The 16,261-nt window shown below is 72.2% G+C and carries 15 protein-coding genes; 5 read left to right on the top strand and 10 right to left on the bottom strand.

Features of this window, described 5'->3' with window-relative positions; translation table 11 throughout:
• Positions 1–17: 17 nt before the first annotated feature.
• Positions 18–2,756: a hypothetical protein gene (locus tag ACWCPW_RS20380; RefSeq protein ID WP_449762978.1), complete on the bottom strand. Its 2,739-nt coding sequence runs from the start codon at positions 2,754–2,756 to the stop codon at positions 18–20.
• Positions 2,757–3,059: 303 nt separating this feature from the next.
• Here ACWCPW_RS20380 and ACWCPW_RS20385 point away from each other — a divergent pair, with 303 nt between their 5' ends.
• Complete coding sequence (locus ACWCPW_RS20385) at positions 3,060–3,437, top strand: RNA-binding S4 domain-containing protein (RefSeq protein ID WP_449762979.1); 378 nt, start codon at positions 3,060–3,062, stop codon at positions 3,435–3,437.
• Between the two features lie 43 nt (positions 3,438–3,480).
• Here ACWCPW_RS20385 and ACWCPW_RS20390 read toward each other — a convergent pair whose 3' ends face one another.
• From ACWCPW_RS20390 to ACWCPW_RS20405, 4 genes are all read right to left on the bottom strand, one after another.
• On the bottom strand, positions 3,481–5,136 hold the full coding sequence (locus ACWCPW_RS20390; protein WP_449762980.1) for an APC family permease: 1,656 nt from the start codon (positions 5,134–5,136) through the stop codon (positions 3,481–3,483).
• Between the two features lie 320 nt (positions 5,137–5,456).
• The gene (locus tag ACWCPW_RS20395) at positions 5,457–6,668 is read right to left on the bottom strand and encodes a Cmx/CmrA family chloramphenicol efflux MFS transporter (protein ID WP_449762981.1); all 1,212 of its coding nucleotides are present in this window, start codon (positions 6,666–6,668) and stop codon (positions 5,457–5,459) included.
• A 180-nt stretch (positions 6,669–6,848) separates the two neighbouring features.
• Positions 6,849–7,430, bottom strand: coding sequence for a TetR/AcrR family transcriptional regulator (locus tag ACWCPW_RS20400; protein ID WP_449762982.1), 582 nt, complete (start codon positions 7,428–7,430; stop codon positions 6,849–6,851).
• 113 nt (positions 7,431–7,543) lie between these two features.
• The gene (locus tag ACWCPW_RS20405; protein WP_449762983.1) at positions 7,544–8,194 is read right to left on the bottom strand and encodes a TetR/AcrR family transcriptional regulator; all 651 of its coding nucleotides are present in this window, start codon (positions 8,192–8,194) and stop codon (positions 7,544–7,546) included.
• 255 nt (positions 8,195–8,449) lie between these two features.
• Here ACWCPW_RS20405 and ACWCPW_RS20410 point away from each other — a divergent pair, with 255 nt between their 5' ends.
• Together ACWCPW_RS20410 and ACWCPW_RS20415 are read left to right on the top strand one after the other, a co-directional pair.
• Positions 8,450–9,082, top strand: coding sequence for a TIGR03086 family metal-binding protein (locus ACWCPW_RS20410; protein WP_449762984.1), 633 nt, complete (start codon positions 8,450–8,452; stop codon positions 9,080–9,082).
• An 8-nt stretch (positions 9,083–9,090) separates the two neighbouring features.
• Positions 9,091–9,960: an alpha/beta fold hydrolase gene (locus ACWCPW_RS20415; RefSeq protein WP_449762985.1), complete on the top strand. Its 870-nt coding sequence runs from the start codon at positions 9,091–9,093 to the stop codon at positions 9,958–9,960.
• 45 nt (positions 9,961–10,005) lie between these two features.
• Here the strand turns inward: ACWCPW_RS20415 and ACWCPW_RS20420 are convergent, their stop codons facing one another.
• The gene (locus ACWCPW_RS20420; protein WP_449762986.1) at positions 10,006–10,740 is read right to left on the bottom strand and encodes a hypothetical protein; all 735 of its coding nucleotides are present in this window, start codon (positions 10,738–10,740) and stop codon (positions 10,006–10,008) included.
• 349 nt (positions 10,741–11,089) lie between these two features.
• Here ACWCPW_RS20420 and ACWCPW_RS20425 point away from each other — a divergent pair, with 349 nt between their 5' ends.
• The gene (locus ACWCPW_RS20425; RefSeq protein WP_449762987.1) at positions 11,090–12,001 is read left to right on the top strand and encodes an acyl-CoA thioesterase domain-containing protein; all 912 of its coding nucleotides are present in this window, start codon (positions 11,090–11,092) and stop codon (positions 11,999–12,001) included.
• A gap of 117 nt (positions 12,002–12,118) precedes the next feature.
• Here ACWCPW_RS20425 and ACWCPW_RS20430 read toward each other — a convergent pair whose 3' ends face one another.
• Positions 12,119–12,703 (bottom strand): TetR family transcriptional regulator, encoded by a 585-nt coding sequence (locus tag ACWCPW_RS20430; RefSeq protein ID WP_449762988.1) that lies wholly within the window; start codon positions 12,701–12,703, stop codon positions 12,119–12,121.
• A 167-nt stretch (positions 12,704–12,870) separates the two neighbouring features.
• Between ACWCPW_RS20430 and ACWCPW_RS20435 the strand changes: the two genes are divergently transcribed.
• A complete protein-coding gene (locus ACWCPW_RS20435; RefSeq protein WP_449762989.1) occupies positions 12,871–13,410 on the top strand; it encodes a pyridoxamine 5'-phosphate oxidase family protein in 540 nt (179 codons plus the stop codon).
• Here ACWCPW_RS20435 and ACWCPW_RS20440 read toward each other — a convergent pair.
• From ACWCPW_RS20440 to metX, 3 genes are all read right to left on the bottom strand, one after another.
• On the bottom strand, positions 13,386–14,198 hold the full coding sequence (locus ACWCPW_RS20440; protein WP_449762990.1) for a polysaccharide deacetylase family protein: 813 nt from the start codon (positions 14,196–14,198) through the stop codon (positions 13,386–13,388). The genes ACWCPW_RS20435 and ACWCPW_RS20440 overlap by 25 nt on opposite strands.
• Before the next feature lie 156 nt (positions 14,199–14,354).
• Positions 14,355–14,918 (bottom strand): rhodanese-like domain-containing protein, encoded by a 564-nt coding sequence (locus tag ACWCPW_RS20445; protein WP_449762991.1) that lies wholly within the window; start codon positions 14,916–14,918, stop codon positions 14,355–14,357.
• A 117-nt stretch (positions 14,919–15,035) separates the two neighbouring features.
• Positions 15,036–16,235 (bottom strand): homoserine O-acetyltransferase MetX, encoded by a 1,200-nt coding sequence (metX, locus tag ACWCPW_RS20450; RefSeq protein ID WP_449762992.1) that lies wholly within the window; start codon positions 16,233–16,235, stop codon positions 15,036–15,038.
• Between the last annotated feature and the right edge of the window lie 26 nt (positions 16,236–16,261).

A 16,261-nucleotide genomic window follows, 5' to 3' on the forward strand; every position in this document is an offset into this window, starting at 1 on the left:
CCCCGCGGCCGTCGAGTTCAGGGCCCGGTCAGGGTGGTGAGTAGGCGGCGGGCTTCGGTGCGGGTGCGGGAGGGGCCGGGGGCGGCGGCTTCGGGGAGGCCGGGGACGGAGTCTCGGGCGCCGGTGGTGGCGGCCACGTGGACGGCCAGTTCGAGGAGGTCGGCGTGGCGGGTGGGTGAAGGCGCGGCGGCCAGGGTGTGCGGGAGGGCGGCGCGGAGGAGGTCCCATACAGGGCGGGCCGCGCCCGCGTCGGCGAGTTCGCGCAGGGCCGGGACGACGCGGGTCAGGGTGAGTTCGCCGTCGGCGGTCATCCGGCCCAGCAGGTCGCCGAGGTGGGCGCCGTCCAGCCGGCCGCGGGCCGCGAGGATGGCCAGCGCGTCCGTGGCGTGCGTACGGTCGGTGCGGTCGCGGGCGTTGAGGCCGTGGACCAGGGCGAGGGCGAGCCCGGCGCCGAACGGTCCGTCCGCGCCGGCGAGCCTGGGCAGCAGGTGCCCGTCGCCGCGACCGGACCTGGTGCGATGGGCGAACTGCGGTACCAGGTGGGCGGCGATCAGGTCCCGATCGACCGGCAGGAAGGACGGCAGGCAGGACGCCCAGCGCGCGCCGGCCAGGTGGTCGTAGCCGTCCAGAAGCCATTGCTCGGGTGTGCCGAGCCCGAGTCGGGTGCCGGTGGGCACCGTGGCGAGGGTCGAGGTCAGCGGCTCGGCGTTCCGGTATCCGTACCGACCACGATCGGTGGACCTCCGCACGACCTGGGCCGGCCCGGCCGAGGGCTCGTGTCCGGCGGCCAGTCGCAGCGCCGCCCGGTCTCCCTCAGGCGTGCCCAATGCCGCTGCCCGCGCGGCGAGTTCGGGCTCCGGATCGATCGGCAGCCGCCGCAGCGCGTGTTCCAGGTCGAACGGCCAGGGCCGCCATCCCTCGGCTGCCGCGCGGCTCAGCCGATCGACGAGCGCGACCGGGTCGATCAGGCCGTTCACGGCGGTGGGCGCGGACAGCAGGATCGGCCGGGGCGCGTAGGCCATGCCGACCGCTATCGCGCGCAGCCGGCGGGCGTACACCTCGTGCAGCGGCGTCGACTTCGGCCGCCGCAGCAAGGCCCGCCAGTGCTGCTCGCCGGGCGTCGGGTCGACACCGGGATAGGGGTCTCCGGGCCCGCCCCGGGCGGGTGCGATGGCCGCGACCACCACGTGCATCAACACGTCGGCATGCGGCGGGGGTTGGTAGGGGTCGTCGGCGGTCGCCTCGGGAAGTTCGTCCGGCAGGTACGGGAATCGCGCGCAGACCGGTTCCAGCGCGGCGCGCAATCCCGCTCGATCGGTGGCGCCGAGCGCGACCAGTGCGGCGAGTACCCGCTCGATCGCGACCGGGTCGGGCTCGGCACGGTTGTTGCGCGCCGCCAGCGCCGCGACCTCCACCGCCAACTCGATCGGATCCACGATCGGCGGCGGTATCTCCTCGGGCACGAACTCGGGCAGCGGGAGCGGTGCCGGTGTGGCCGAATCGCGCCCGGCACCCAGCCTGTCCCGCTGATCCGCAGGCAACCCGGAGGCGGCGGCCAGCAGTTCGTCCCGAGTCCGACGGTCGGCGTGCGCGATCCAGCGCAGCGCCGAGGAGACGGCCCGCTGCTGGAGATCCGCCGCCTGCGGCCCGAACGTGGCGGCGAGCACCGACAGCGCCGCACCCGCGTGGGTCGCCGGGTCGCGCCCGGTCACCGTGTCCAGCCATCCCAGCGCGGCGCGGACGATCTTCTTCTCGGTCCGGGTGCACGCGGCACCGACGGCGTCCAGGGCAAGATCCGCGGGCAGCACCCGGGTGTGATCGGCCGGGATCAGCGCGGCCAGCGCGACGTTCGCCACCGGGCCCGGCGCCATCGTGAGCAGGCCCGTCAACTCCCGGGCGTGTGCCGTGATCTCCTCGGGTGTGAGGTCGAGTGCGTCGAACACCCGCAGATGGCCCGCCAGTTCGGCGGGTCGCCCGGGCCGACCGAGTCGGGCGACGCACGCGGCGATCACGTCCGCCCGGGCGACCCGGCCCTGCGCGATCAGGTCCGGGAAGGACGCCGGCCAGGTCGGCCACCGGTCGAAGAGCACGCCCACGCCGTCGACCTCGAACAACCGCAGCAGGAGTGCCGCGCTTCGGTCGCGGTCGGCGGGCAGGCGGGAACTCCCTACCGAGGCAAGGGTCGACGAGGCGGGCATCGACGAAGCGGAGATCGAAGAGGCGGAGATCAAGGAGGCGGAGATCGACAAACCGCGAGGCGACAGGAGGTTGCTGTTCCACGGCTCGCGGAGCCAGGCCAGCAGGTAGCCGTCGCTCAGCGGCGGAGGCGTCCCGGTCGCCGCCGCCAGCGCCTCGACCAGGAGGTAGCGCTGCCGCTCCTCCTCGCGCACGGGCAACCGCTCGGCCAGGCGGGTCATCAGCACCGGCAGCCAATTCGGCGCCCGATCCGACAGCGCGGCCATCACCAGCTCCACGCCGACCTCGTCGGTGATCTCGTCAGACCACGTGCGCAGCGGGTTCCGGCCCAGCCACGCGGCCAGGGGCACGGCTCCCGGCAGTACCGCCGCGCCGGCCACGGCCAACGCGGGTCGGCGGCGCCAGGGCCGGGTGCCGCCACGCCGTTCGGCACGTTCATAGGCGACGAGCGGCGCGACCAGCGCCTTGCGCCCGGCGGCATCGAGGCCGCGCAGGGCCGCGCCGACCGCGCGCGCGTCTTCGGCCTCGATCAGTTTGTGCAGCTTCGCCCACTCGGTCATTCGGTCCCCACCGCTCCCGCGCCTCCCATGCCCATGCCCGATCGCTCCCGACGACGCGTCGGCACGCGATGCCGCACACGGTGCCGGCGCCGGCCGACATCGGTCGACCGGGGAGGCGGTCGACCGGGGAGCGGAGGGGTCGCGAGGCGGGCGGGGCGAAGTGTGGGCGGGCCGAGGCGGCCGGGCCGGAACGCGAGCGGACCGTGCGGCGGCCGGGCCGGAAGGCGGGCGGACCGTGCGGCGGGCGGCCCGGAACGAGGGCGTCCCGGGCCACGACGGAGGTTCTCGTTCTAGAGTCGGGTCATGGCAACAACAGACGAGGGGACCGTACGGGTCGACAGTTGGATCTGGTCCGTGCGCCTGACCAAGACCCGCTCGCTCGCCGCCGCGGCCTGCAAGGCCGGGCACGTGCGGGTCAACGGCGACAAGGTGAAGCCCGCCCAGTCGATCAGGGTCGGCGACGAGGTGCGGGTGCGTCAGGACGGCCACGAGCGGATCGTGGTGGTCAAGCGCATCGTCCGCAAGCGGGTCGGGCCGCCCGTGGCCGCCGAGTGTCTGATCGACAACAGCCCCCCGCCGCCGCCCCGCGAAGAGGTGGTCGTGGTCGCCCGGCGCGATCGTGGCGCGGGCCGCCCGACGAAGCGGGACCGGCGGGTGTTGGAACAGTTCCGCGAGCATTGACGGGTGGTGGGCCCGACTTCCGGGACGGGCCCACCGACCCGGGTCAGCGATCCGTCGGACCGCCCGGCCCGGTCGATCCGCCCGGCCCGCTCGATCCGGTGGATCCGCCCGACCCCGCGGGCGTGACCGGCGCGGGCGGCGGATCCGGCTCGGCCACCGCGCGCGGCAGTGTCTCGCCGCGGAAGAAGGCCGGATGCGCGAACCGGTACCCGAGCATCAACACGGCCCCCAGGAGCAGCGCGCCGATCCCGGTCAGGAACACCCCGCCCAGTTGCCAGTGCGGCGGGAACGGCAGGGTCCAATAGGTCGTGCCGTAGTCCTTGTCCGCGTACACGAGGCACGCGTCGACGAAGAAGTACGCCAGCAGCGCGCCGCCCAGGCCCGGCATGACGCCCTTGGTGATCAGGTCGCGCCGGCTGCGGGTGAGTACGCGTCGGTAGAACCACACGCACGCGAAACCGGTGATGCCGTAGTAGAACGCGATGGCCAGCCCGATCGAGCCGATCGAGTCGGTCAGCACGTTGGTGCTGACTCGGGTGATCGCCACGTAGAAGGCCACCGACGCGATACCCATCCCGACCGTGGACCAGGTCGGCACCAGGTTCCTGCTGTGCACCCGGGCGAACTTCTCCGGGATGGCCCGGTGCGCGGCCATCGACAGCGCGGTGCGCGCGGTCGGCAGGATCGTGGTCTGGGTGGACGCGGCCGAGGAGGTCAGCACCATGAACACGAGCAGCTTGGCCATGAACCAGCCGAACCCCTCGGTGCCGAACACGCTCGATCCGAGCCCGGACAGCACGTCCCCGGAGTTGTCCGGATTGGCCAGGCCGCCGCCGGTGTCGCCGGCGCCCGCGAAGGACAGTGCCGAGGTGCTGATCAGTACGTAGATCAGGAGCAGCAGCACGGTCGAGATCACCGCGGCCCGACCGGGCGTGTGCTTGGTGTCGGCGGTCTCCTCGTTGATCGCGACGGCGGTGTCCCACCCCCAGTAGATGAACACCGCGGCCAGGACGCCCTTGGTCAGCGCGTCGATCGAGTCGATCTCGAACGGGTTGAACCAGGACCAGGCGATGTGTACCGAGCCGTCCGGCGCGTTGCCGAGGTAGACCTTCCACAGCGCGGTCAGGCCGAGCGCGACCAGGACCACGACCTCGATGGTCAGCAGCACCTTCTGGAGGTTCGCGGACAGTTCGATGCCGACGTAGCAGATCCAGGTCATCAGGACGATCCACACGACACCGGCGAACGTCGTCCAGAAGGTGTCCTCGGCCAGGCCGTAGGCGCCGATCAGTTGGAAGCCGTACTCGCCCGCGATCTGCGCGAGGTTGGCCATGACGATGACGTCCGCGACGATGATCGCCCAGCCGCCCATCCAGCCGGTCATCGGGCCGAACGTACGCGATCCCCACGTGAACGTGGTGCCGCAGTCGGGGGTGTCCTCGTTGAGTTCCTTGTAGCCGTAGGCGATCAGGAACATCGGGATGAAGGCCAGGACCATGACGATCGGCGACTGGAGACCGACGCCTGCCACGATGATGCCGAGCGTCGCGGCGATGCTGTAGGCCGGTGCGGTGGAGGCGAGTCCGATCACGACACTGGAAGCGAGGCTCAGCGCGCCGGTCTTGAGGCCCTTCTCGCCGGCCGCGCGACGCAGCGGCGGTTCGGACGAGTCGGGTCTTGCGGGATCGATGGTGGCCATGGCTAACCGTCCTGTCCTAGACGGGCGCTATCCACCCGTTTGACCGAAAACGGACCATCGGAAGCAGGCCATCAGATTAGACCCGCCGACAAGCCGGCCGGCAGCCCCGAAGCCCGGGGAAATCAAGGGATCTGATGCCACGTCAGGCGCATCGGACCGTCCCGTCGCGGGATGCGACGGGACGGTCACGTCGTGGCGCGGATTCGGGCGGGCAGGCGGCGGGTTGTCGGGTTGTTCGTCGTGGTGTGCGCTGGGTATCGGTGCGCGTGCGCGTGCGCGTTCGCCCTCGCGTTCGCGTTCGCGTTCGCCCTCGCGTTCCGCTACGCCGAGAGCCCGGCCGGCTCCGGTGTCGCGACGGTCGGCGTCTCGGGCTCGTCCGTGCGGGCTCGGGTACGCATGCGCGAGTCGATCCGGGCGGCGGCCAGTCCGGCCAGGCCCAGGCCCGCGCCGACCCAGGCGACGGCGGCGTAGTCGAAGCCCGCCGCGATCACCCGACCGCCCAGGAGCGGGCCGATGGTGATGCCGACGTTGAACGACGCCGTGTTGGTCGCGCCGGCCAGCGTGGGCGCGTCGGCCGCGATGGCGAACACCCGGGCGTTGACGGCCGGGTTGGCCGCGAAGCCGGCGAGTCCGAGGAGGAAGACCAGGACGAGGGTGACCGGGACGTTCTCGGCGGTGAGCGCGAGCAGGATCGACACGACCACGATGGTGCCGATGCTCGCGTACAGCGTGCCGAACGGGTGCTCGTCGGCCACCCGGCCGCCCATGGTGATCCCGACCACCGCGCCCACGCCGTACCAGGACAGGACGAGCGGTACCCACGCCTCGCCGATGCCGGTGGTGTTGGTCAACATCGTGCCCAAGTAGCTGAAGACGGCGACCACGGCGCCGAAGCTGAACGCGGTCGTCGCGTAGGCGACCCAGAGTCGTGGCCGCCGCATCGAGCGCAGTTCGGTACGTACCGAGCGCGGCGCCTCGTCCGTGGGGCGCCCGGGCGGCAGGACCATGTACACCGCCACGGTGCTCAGCGCGGTGAGTGCGGCGACCGCCCAGAATGCCGCGCGCCACCCGGCCCAGTTGCCGATCATGGTGCCGAGCGGGAGGCCGACGACGGTGGCCAGCGACAGGCCGCCCGCCACCACGGCCATCGCCTTGGCCTTCGCGTTCGACGCGACCAGGCCGAGCGCGGTGACGGCGGCGACGGCCCAGAAGCCGGCGTACGCGACGGCGCTCACGAAGCGGGTGGCCAGCACGAGCCAGTAGCCGGGCGCGAGCGCGCCGACCACGTGGCCGAGGATGAAGACGACCTGGAACGCGATCAGCGCGGTACGGCGCGGCCATTGCAGCGTGGCGACCGCGAGCAGCGGCGCGCCGATGACCATGCCGACGGCGAAGGCCGAGATCAGCAGGCCGGCGTCGGGGATGGACACGCCGAGATCGTCGGCCATGGTCTCGAGCAGCCCGGAGAGCATGAACTCCGAGGTGCCTTGGGCGAATATGCCGAGGCCGAGGATGTAGACGGCTAGGGGCACGGGGACTCCCGAGTCGGTGGATGTGCGGGTGGGTGGATCTGATTTTGTAATGAACAGTTCAAAACATGGGCATGCGTGAACCGCGGCGGGTGCGTGGGCGCATGGGTGTGGGGCGCGGGAGTGTCGGCGTGCGCGGCGTCGTCCGTCGGGTCGGTCGTGACCGTGTGTGGTGGCGGTGTCCTACAGCAGGCCGAGGGTCGTGTTCGCGATCGCGTCCAGGCCCGCGCGGTTCACGCCGCTGCGCGAGGCCAGGCGGATGGCCGAGACCGTACCGATCACGGTGTGCGCGAGGGCGTCGGCGTCCTTGGCCGGATCCACGTCGCCGTCGAGCCGGCCGACGTCGATGGCCGCCTTGATGGCGGCATGCCGGCGCTGGTAGTCGCGCTTGAGCAGCGAGGCCACCTCCGGGTCGCGGCCCGCGAGTTCGATCGCGGTGTTCACGACCAGGCAGCCCCGCCGGTCGCCGGTCTCCTCGTCCTCGTCGATCACGATCGCGGCCAACAGGTCGCGGATCTTGTCGTGGACGGGCCGATCGCTCTCCAGGTTCGCGACCTGAATGGACGTCATGTGCTCGATGTAGCGGCGCAGCGCCCGCAGGAACAGATCGTGCTTGCTGCTGAAGGTGTTGTAGATGCTGCTACGGCCCAACCCGGTCGCGTCACACAGATCCTGCGTCGACGTCGCCTCGTAGCCGGTCGCCCAAAACGCCTCGAGCGCCGCCTGCACCGCCTGCTCCTCGTCGAACTGCCGTGGTCGAGCCATACAAGAACGCTAACAGATTCTGTAATCAGCAGTCCAATACCCCCACTCCACTCCAGTCCACCCCCCCACGCACACGACGCATCACGCCCACGCCCGCGTGTTGCCTGTCACTGTCATGGGTGGAGGTGGGGGGTGAGGGCGGCTGGGTTGGTGGCGGTGGTGAGGAGGCGGGTGCGGATGGCGGTCGTGGCTCGGGCGTAGGCGCTTTTGTCGTCGTGGAGCATGCTGATGCCGTTGGCGGTTTCCAGGAACGCGATCAGTTCGAAGACGAGTTGGGCCGCGTCGAGGTCGGCGGGGGCCTCGCCGGTGGTCTTTGCGGCTTCGGCCTCGGCGATCAGGAGTTCGCGCCATCCTCGCCACGATCGCGCCAGCGCGTCGCGGACCCGGCCCGGTCGTGCGTCGAACTCGGCCGAGGTGTTGAAGAAGAAGCAGCCGCCGGGGAAGACCCGGTCGCGGGAGTAGGCGATCCAGCCCTCGGTCAGCCGCCAGAGCCGGAGCAGGCCGGCCGGCTCGGCCTGTGCGGGTGCCACGACGTGCTCGATGTAGATGTCGGTGGCCGCGCCGATCGCGGCGAGCTGGAGTTCCTCCTTCGACCCGAAGTGCGCGAACACCCCGCTCTTGCTGATCTCCAGGTCGCCCGCGAGCCGACCGATGGAGAGGCCTTCGAGCCCCTCCACGGACGCGATGTCCGCGGCGCGCCGGACGATCGCCTGCCGGGTCCGGTCGCCCTTGCGGACCCGCCCATCCGTCGGAGACGCGCTCACGACCACTCCTCGCTCCGCCGGCCGGCACGTCGGCCGGTCGGCCGATCGGCGTCGATTATCTCCCGGTCCGTCTTGACAGCCTCTCGGTGCTCGATAAATAGTACGACCGGTCGTGCAGTTTTGCCAGGGATGGCTGCTGCTCGACCGGCTTGCCGGCCGCTCCGGGCTATTTCGGGTCGTTGTGCGCCGACCCGGCCGCTCCCGCGACCGACCACACGTGCCATCGACCCATCGAGCGACTCAAGGGGCACATCCATGATCGAAACCAAGGCACCCGGCGGCGGCACGCTCGCCGCCGTCGGGTCCGAGATCGGCGCTCTCGACGTGCGGGCGCTGCATCGCCGCGCGATCGTGTGCGCGCTGGACACCCTCCGGTCGGTCCGGAGCGGGCAGATGGACCTGCCCACACCGTGCGCCGGGTGGGATCTGCGCGATCTGATCGGCCACATGGTCGCGGAGAATCGGGGCTTCGTCGCCGCGGCCGGCGGCAGTACGGAACCGGACGCCTGGCGCGACGACTCGCTCGGCGACGACCCGTGGGTCGACTTCGCCACCACGGCGGTCGACGTCGTGGCGGCGCTGGCCGGCGACGAGGTGTCGGAACGCAGGTTGCTGATCCGGGAGTTCGGGTCCTTCCCGGGCTCGGTCGCGATCGCGATGCACTTCGTCGACAACCTCGTGCACGCCTGGGACGTCGCCCGCACGATCGGCGCGCCCGACGCCATCGATCCCGAACTCGCCCTGATCGCACTGTCCTTCGCCGAGCGCTGGAAGCTGGGCAAGCCCGGCGGCGCGTTCGGCGGCGCGGTCGGGGCCCCGGCGGACGCGACGCCGGGAGAGCGTCTCGTCGCGCTGCTCGGTCGGACGCCGGATCGGCGGGCCGCATGAGCGCCGTCATGGCATCCGTGCGAGTCGCGCTCCGGGCCACGGGCGCGGTGTCCCCGCAAGCGGCCGGCGCGCTCGCGTACCGCTTCTTCCATCGCCCGGTCACGCGTGGTCGGGTACGCCCCGCCGAGCGCTCGGCGCACATGTTCGCGACCACCGAAACGCTGGACGTCGGCGGCAAGCGGGTGGTCACCTACCGGTGGGGCGACGGCGCCGAGCCGGTACTGATGCTGCACGGCTGGCAATCGCGCGGCTCACGATTCGCGGCGTTCGTCGAGGAGTTGCGGGCGCGCGGGTTGACCCCGATCGCCTTCGACGCGCCCGGGCACGGGGATTCGGGCGGAACCTGCACCAACGTCCTCGAATACGCCGAGATCGCTCGACAACTCCAGGACCGCTACGGCGACTTCCGCGCGCTGCTCGCCCATTCCCTCGGCGTGCTGGGCGCGTTCCAGGCCCTGCGCTCGGGGGTGCGGGCCGAGCGGGTGGTCGCGGTCGGCGCGGTGTGCGACATGGAGTATCTGCTGGACCGGTTCAGCTCGGAACTGGGCCTCGCCGAACGGGTCAAGGCCGCACTGCGGGCGCGGGCGGACGCTCGGCTGTTGGCTCCGGAGTCGGACATCTGGCAGCGCTTCTCCGCGTCGTACGGTCCCGAGTCGGTACGGGTCCCGATCCTGGTCGTGCACGACGAGGACGACCACATGGCCCTGGCCGATCAGGGGCATCGGCTGGCGGCGGCCTACCCCGACCAGGCCCGGTTGTTCGTCACCCGGGGCCTGGGCCACAGCCGAGTCCTCGGCGACCCGACCGTGGTCGCCGAGGTACTGAGCTTCCTCGACGCGGCGCCCCGGCGGGAGCCCGCCGAGGAGTGCGCGGCCTAGCGAGGGCGGTCGGCGCCGGCGGGTGGGCCGGTGCCGACCGCCGCGTCACCCGCCGGACCCCGCTCGCCGGACCGAGGTCGGGGCGACGGGCCGAGCCGAATTCCACGGCGCCTTCCACGGATACCTATCCAGGACGCGCACCGGCGGGACGACACCCGACGCCGGGTCGTCGACGATCCGGTTGTACCGGAGGCCGAAGTAGTTCGCCGTGGGCAGGCCCGCGAGCAGCGGACCGTCGAAGCTGCCGGTGCCCTTGTCCATGTCGGTGTGCGAGTTGGCCAACTGGATGTAGGTGAACGTACGCGCGCTGCGGCTCACCCAGCCGGTGAAGATCACCACGTGGCCGTCGTCGGTGTCGTCGAGGGCGTCACCGGGGAGCAGGTCGTTCGGATCGACCCGTGCGGTGACCGAACGCAGGTCGAGCGAATCGGTGTTGAAGTCGGTGCCCGGCAGGTGCCACGCCATCGCGACCATTCCGGAGCAGTCCGTGCGGTAGCCGTGGGCGCCTTCCGGGTCCGGGGCCTCGGCCGCCTGGTCGTACTGGACATCGCGGTCGTACCAGTCCTCGGCGCGCTCCAGCACCTCGGAACGGGTGATGTCCCCACCCGGCTCGGACGCGACCTCGGACACGGCTCCCGAGACGGCCTCGGAGACCGTCGGCACGGCGGCTTCGGCTCGAGGTGTCGCCGCCGACCCGCCGAGCACGACGGAGCAGAACAGGGAGAGCCCGATCAGAGTGCGCGGATGACGAATCCCGACGAATACCATGAATCGATGCATTTCATAAGGTTCATCCATCATCGTGCGCTCGTCGCGGACCGGCGGACCACCAGGCGTGTCGGCGGCAAGGCGGCCGGCGCAACCGCCCGCGCCGGTCGGGCGGGTTGGGCAGGTCGGGCGGGTCGGGAAGGTCGGGCGGGTCGGGCCGGTCGGGCAGGTCCGGTCCGGTCGAGACGGGTGCCCGTGCCGGCGCGTCGGTGTGGGCGGCGACGCTGGGCCGTGCGGAGGACGACGACCGCGCGCTGATGCCTGCTTCGACGCGCCGCGTCCGCGCGCGGACTCCTCGGCGGGTGGTTCTCGGGTGGGGGTGGCCCTGGCATGCCGTGGGGCCGCGTGTCAACATCCGACGATGGATACTGGCGAGGTCGGGGCTTGCGCGGTGGACACGCCGCTGGGGGAGTTGCGGGTACGGGACGGCGGGCGCGGTGGTGCCGGGCCGGTGGCCGAGCTGCCGGAATTCTTCTGTATCGACGGTCGCGGATTCGGCGGGTACACGGCCGCGATCGCCGCACTGGGCGCGACGCGGTACGCCCGGGGCAAGCAACTGCGCAGCCTGCGGGCGGTATTCACGAAAACTGCGGTCGCGGGTGAACTGGAACTGGAGGTCCTGCCGTTGGTGCGTGGACGGACCGCGACCTCGGTGCAGGTGACGGTGCGTCAAGGCGGGGAACCGGTGGTCGCGGCGTTGACCTGGTTCGCCGCTCCCGGGCTGCTTCCTCCCGAGGGTGCCGGTCGGCGGACGGCGGCGCGGGTGCCCGGGCCCGAGGACTGTCCCCGGCTGCCGTGGTTGGCGAAGATCGTGCCGTTCCTGGGCGGGTTCGACGAGCGGGCGGTGGACTACCCATTGTCGGTGGAGGAGTTCGAGGGGGGCTTCCGTGCGGACGACGGCGACTCGATCGCGCTGTGGGCGGTTCCGCAATGGCCTGCGCCGCGCGGTGGCGGTGGCCGTGGTGGTGACCGGGAGGAGGGCGAAGACACGCTCTCGGCCTCGGTCGCGGAGCGTCTGGTCGATGTGATGTTGTTCGACGCGCACCTGATGGACGCGGCGTATCGCGGGGCCGCGCGGGGGACGGTGATGACCTCGCTGGACCTGGACGTGACGTGGCACGCGGAGGCGGGTGCGGGCGGCCCGACGCTGTTCCGGGCCCGGGCGGGGCTGGACGGGCTGGTGGCGAACACGTCCGCGACGCTGGCCGACCTCGGCGGCACGGTGCGCGCGACGGCGACCAGCCAGTGTCGGGTCTACCCGCCCAAGGCCTGAGGGCCGAGCGCGGGTTGCGGGCGTTCGGTACGGGCGACGGTCACCGCGGACGCGAGCCGCACCGTCGGCCGAGCCCGGCCGCCCGTCGAGCGGCCGTTCGAGCGCGGCGCACCCCGATCACTCACCCAACGCCGCGCGCGCTGCGAGCAGGCCGGCGGCCTCGATCGACGCCGGCGGCGTGCGGCCCGCCGCCAGGTGCCGACGCACCGCCGCGTACGGGATGTCCACCAGCGCGAAGGTGACCCGCTCCAGGGCGGCCGGGGAGACCCTACCGAACCGTGCCCGCGTGTAGACCCGCAGCGCGTTCGCCACGGCGTCGTTGAGCGTGGCCGCCTCCGGGCCCAGTTCCTCGGGCCACCGCGCGATCAGGTCCTCACGACGATGCAGCAGCAGCACCGCCGCCTCGTCCGGGCTTTCGCGCACCCACGCGAACACGGCCCGGATCGCGCGGGTGGCGCCCCGGGCCGGATCGGGGTCGGCGAGTGCGGCCAGGAACGGTTGTTGGAAGCGTTGCACCGTACGCAACCACAGCCGGGCGAGCAGCAGATCGCGCGACGCGAAGCGGTGATAGACCGATCCGACCGGCGCGCCCGCCTCGGCGGCCACCGCCGCGACGGTCACGGCGCCGGCGCCGGTACGCGCGGTGACGCGCAGCACGGCATCGAGGAAGTCGTCGTCGCCGAATCTCGGCTTGCGGCCCACGAGCACCCGTCCCTGACGCGTTCGTCCCTTGACGTTTTCTGGAATCGGGATTCTAGTATGGTTCCACTGATACTGCCATCGAGACGGCGACCAAGACGGCCGCCGGGACGGCGACCGACATGGAAACCGGCACGGAAACCGATACGGCGAATGATTGGCGGTGCATCATGCCGACCTCCCCGGTCGACGCTCCGACCCAGCCCGACCCGACCCACCCCGACCCGACCCTGCGTGATGCGGCGCTGCGCATCCTGCGCTCGTACCCGCTGGGCTTCCTGGCCACCACCGACGACGCCGGTGCGCCACGCGTGCGCCTCGTGCAACATCTCGCGGTCGAGGACGACGCGACGATCTGGATCAGTACCAGCCCGCGTTCACGCAAGGCGCTCGACCTGATCGCCCGACCGGAGGTGTCCTACTCGGTCGAGGACCGCGCGAGGGTGGCCTACGCGACGCTCTACGCACGCGCGGAACTCCTGTGTGAGGGGACCGAGTCGGTCGTCCTCTGGGACGAGACCCTGCGGCCGTTCTTTCCGGCCGGGCCCACCGGGGGCGACTTCGCGCTGGTCCGCCTGGTGCCGCATCGGGTGGAACTGCTCGACTTCTCCACCGGTGTGCATCCGGATCCGTACGGCCTGGTTCCGGCGATCTCGGCGCTCGTGCCCGCGCCGCGAGCCGAAGGTCAGGCCGGAAAGTCGAACGTGTAGCCCTGGCGCACCAGCCAGGGCAGCAACTGCTCGAGCGCGGCCAGGGTTTGCGCGCGGTCGCCGCCGGCGTCGTGCATCAGGATGATCCCGCCGGGCTCGAGCTCCTGCTCGGCGGTGGCCAGGATCTTGTCCGCGCCCGGACGCTGCCAGTCGCGGGTGTCGTCGGACCAGTCCAGCGAGCGCATGCCGTAACCGGCCGCCATCGCGCGCACCTGCGGGGACCAGTCGCCGCCGGGCGCGCGGAACCAGTCCACCCTGGTGCCCGGACCGCCCGCCGCGACTATCTGGTCGTGCGCGGTGGTGATCTCGTACTTGATCCGGGACAGCGGGCGCTCGGCGATGCCCTCGTCGTGGGTGACCGAGTGGTCGCACAGCCGGTTGCCGTCCGCGAGGACCTGCTTGACCAGCTTCGGATTGGCCTTCGCGTTCGGGCCGAGCATGCAGAACGTCGCCTTGGCCCGGTACTCCTTCAACAACGCGAGCACCTGCGGCGTCCACTGTGGACTCGGCCCGTCGTCGAAGGTCAACGCGACGGTACGCCCACCGTTCGCGGACTCGCGCACCAGTGCGTCCGGCACCAGCGGCGGCGGCACCGACGCGTTCGGATCGGGCGCCGTCGGCGCGTACGACCGGGCCTGCCCGGCATCTGCGGCACCCTCGCGACCACCGGGTTTCGCCGCTTTGTTCCCCGCGTCCGACGAACACGCGGCGGTGCCCACCGCGAGTGCGCCGGCCACGGCGAGAACGGTCGGGCCGCGCAGGGCGCGACGGGTGGAAAGGCTCGACACGGGTTGACTCCAAGGGCCGTTCGGAAGCGGGTACACACTTCCGAACACGCCCACATCCAACGGAAGGGTTCCGCCGTCGGGCCCACTTTGCGCCGACTTTGATCGTTGTCGACCCGCCGCGGACACGAACCCGGCTTCGTGTGAGCCCCGCTTCGCTCAGACCCGGTCGAGGGCCGTCAGCGTCGTGGCCAGGTCCGGGGCCTCGGGCGCGGGGCGGTTGTGCGGGAGCTTGCCCAGCACCGCCGCCATGCCGCACGTGTTGGTGACGGCGGAGAAGACCAGGCCGGAGCCGATCGCGCCGGCCAGCAGGCGGGCCTTGGGCGTACGGCGACCGGCCGCCAGGCCCAGCACGACCAGCGCGCCGGCGGCCAGGCGGACCTGGCGTTCCATCGGCCACACGTTGCGCGCGCCGCTCGGGCCGTCCAGGGCGTGGCCCTCGGAGACCCAGGCCGAGGTGCCACCGGTCAGGTGCGCGGCCTCGATCCCGGCGGCCGTCAGCTCGGCGCGGGCCCGCTCGGAGCGAGCCCCGGACGCGCAGACGATCAGCAGCTCGGGGTGCCCGGCCCGCTGGAGCACCGGCACCGCCTCGCGCAGCCGGTCGAGCGGGACGTTGTGCGCGCCGGGGATGTGGCCGGTCGCGTACTCGCCGGGGGTGCGCACGTCGAGCACGAGGAACTCGGTCAGCCGGGCGCGGACCTGCGCGGGAGCCAGGGCGGTCATGGTGAATGGGCCTTTCGACGGGGCCCGGCGCCGGTCCGCGAGGGGCGCACCATATGCGCTGAATCCCCACGGCCGGGCACCGGGCGGGTGATGTGGAGGGCTACCTACCGGTTGTGACTACCTCCGCCTAACGGTGGGACCGAGCACCGTGTTCCGGGTCGGCATCGGGTTTGTGACGCGATCCACGTCTTCGGCGGGACCGGGGTCGCCGGTCCGTTCCAGCAACTCGGCGAGCAGGGGTGCCACCTGGTCGAGTTCGATCAGGAAGCCGTCGTGGCCGTGCGGCGACTCGACCACCCGCAGTGGACCCGCGCCCGGTATGCCCTCGGCCAGGGTCCGCTGCTGGCTCGGCGGATAGAGCCGGTCGCTGTCCACGGCAGCGACCACGGTCGACGCGGTGACCCGAGCCAGGGCCGCGGCCACGCCGCCCCGACCCCGGCCCACGTCGTGACTGTTCATCGCCTCGGTCAGGACCACGTAGCTGCCCGCGTCGAAGCGCGCGGTCAGCTTGGCGGCGTGGTGGTCGAGATAGGACTCCACCGCGTACCGCCCGCGCGGGCCCTCGTCCGGCTGCCGGGTGCGGCCGAAGCGGACCGCCAGCTCGGCCTCGCTGCGATAGGTGACGTGCGCGATCCGCCGGGCCAGGCCGAGCCCGCGCCAGGGCCCGGACTCGGCCGGCCGGTCGTGGTAGTCGCCGCCGGACCAGTCCGGGTCGGCCCGGATCGCGTGGAGCTGGGTCGAGCACCACGCGATCTGCTCCGCGCTCGCCGCCGCCGTGGTGGCGATCAGGAACAGCGCGCCGACCCGGTCCGGATGCGTCACCGCCCACTCCACGGCCCGCATGCCGCCCATCGACCCGCCCACCACCGCCGCCCAGCGCCGGATCCCGAGCAGGTCGGCGGCGGCCACCTCGGCCGCCACCTGATCGCGAACGGTCAACCGGGGGAAGCGACTTCCCCACGCCCGACCACCGGGCCCGGGCGAGGCGGGACCGGTGGTGCCCCGGCAACCGCCGAGCGCGTTCGGGGCGACCACGAAGTACCGGTCGGTGTCCAGGGTGCGGCCCGGCCCGATCAGGCCGTCCCACCACCCCGGGGTGGGAAAGCCCGGCCCGGCCGGACCGGCGACATGGCTGTCGCCGGTCAGCGCGTGCAGGACCAGGACCGCGTTGGAGCGATCCGGGGCGAGCCGACCCCACGTCTCGTAGCCGACGCGGATCTCGGGCAGCAGTTCCCCGGACTCGGTCCACAGCGGCCGGGGCAGGATCAGTGAACGAGGCCCCGCCGGGACGGGAGCGGTAGGCGTGTCGTGCGTCATGGTGCGTGGTCCGTCCGAATTCCCGG

This window comes from Embleya sp. NPDC001921 (assembly GCF_053594475.1).

What these genes read in the sequence shown, in the direction of transcription:
- ACWCPW_RS20425 (WP_449762987.1), top strand. Translation starts at nt 11,090, where the DNA reads ATGGATACTGGCGAGGTCGGGGCTTGCGCGGTGGACACGCCGCTGGGG.
- ACWCPW_RS20385 (WP_449762979.1), top strand. Translation starts at nt 3,060, where the DNA reads ATGGCAACAACAGACGAGGGGACCGTACGGGTCGACAGTTGGATCTGG.
- ACWCPW_RS20380 (WP_449762978.1), bottom strand. Translation starts at nt 2,756, where the DNA reads ATGACCGAGTGGGCGAAGCTGCACAAACTGATCGAGGCCGAAGACGCG.
- ACWCPW_RS20400 (WP_449762982.1), bottom strand. Translation starts at nt 7,430, where the DNA reads ATGGCTCGACCACGGCAGTTCGACGAGGAGCAGGCGGTGCAGGCGGCG.
- ACWCPW_RS20390 (WP_449762980.1), bottom strand. Translation starts at nt 5,136, where the DNA reads ATGGCCACCATCGATCCCGCAAGACCCGACTCGTCCGAACCGCCGCTG.
- ACWCPW_RS20415 (WP_449762985.1), top strand. Translation starts at nt 9,091, where the DNA reads ATGGCATCCGTGCGAGTCGCGCTCCGGGCCACGGGCGCGGTGTCCCCG.
- ACWCPW_RS20410 (WP_449762984.1), top strand. Translation starts at nt 8,450, where the DNA reads ATGATCGAAACCAAGGCACCCGGCGGCGGCACGCTCGCCGCCGTCGGG.
- ACWCPW_RS20435 (WP_449762989.1), top strand. Translation starts at nt 12,871, where the DNA reads ATGCCGACCTCCCCGGTCGACGCTCCGACCCAGCCCGACCCGACCCAC.
- ACWCPW_RS20445 (WP_449762991.1), bottom strand. Translation starts at nt 14,918, where the DNA reads ATGACCGCCCTGGCTCCCGCGCAGGTCCGCGCCCGGCTGACCGAGTTC.
- metX (WP_449762992.1), bottom strand. Translation starts at nt 16,235, where the DNA reads ATGACGCACGACACGCCTACCGCTCCCGTCCCGGCGGGGCCTCGTTCA.
- ACWCPW_RS20420 (WP_449762986.1), bottom strand. Translation starts at nt 10,740, where the DNA reads ATGCATCGATTCATGGTATTCGTCGGGATTCGTCATCCGCGCACTCTG.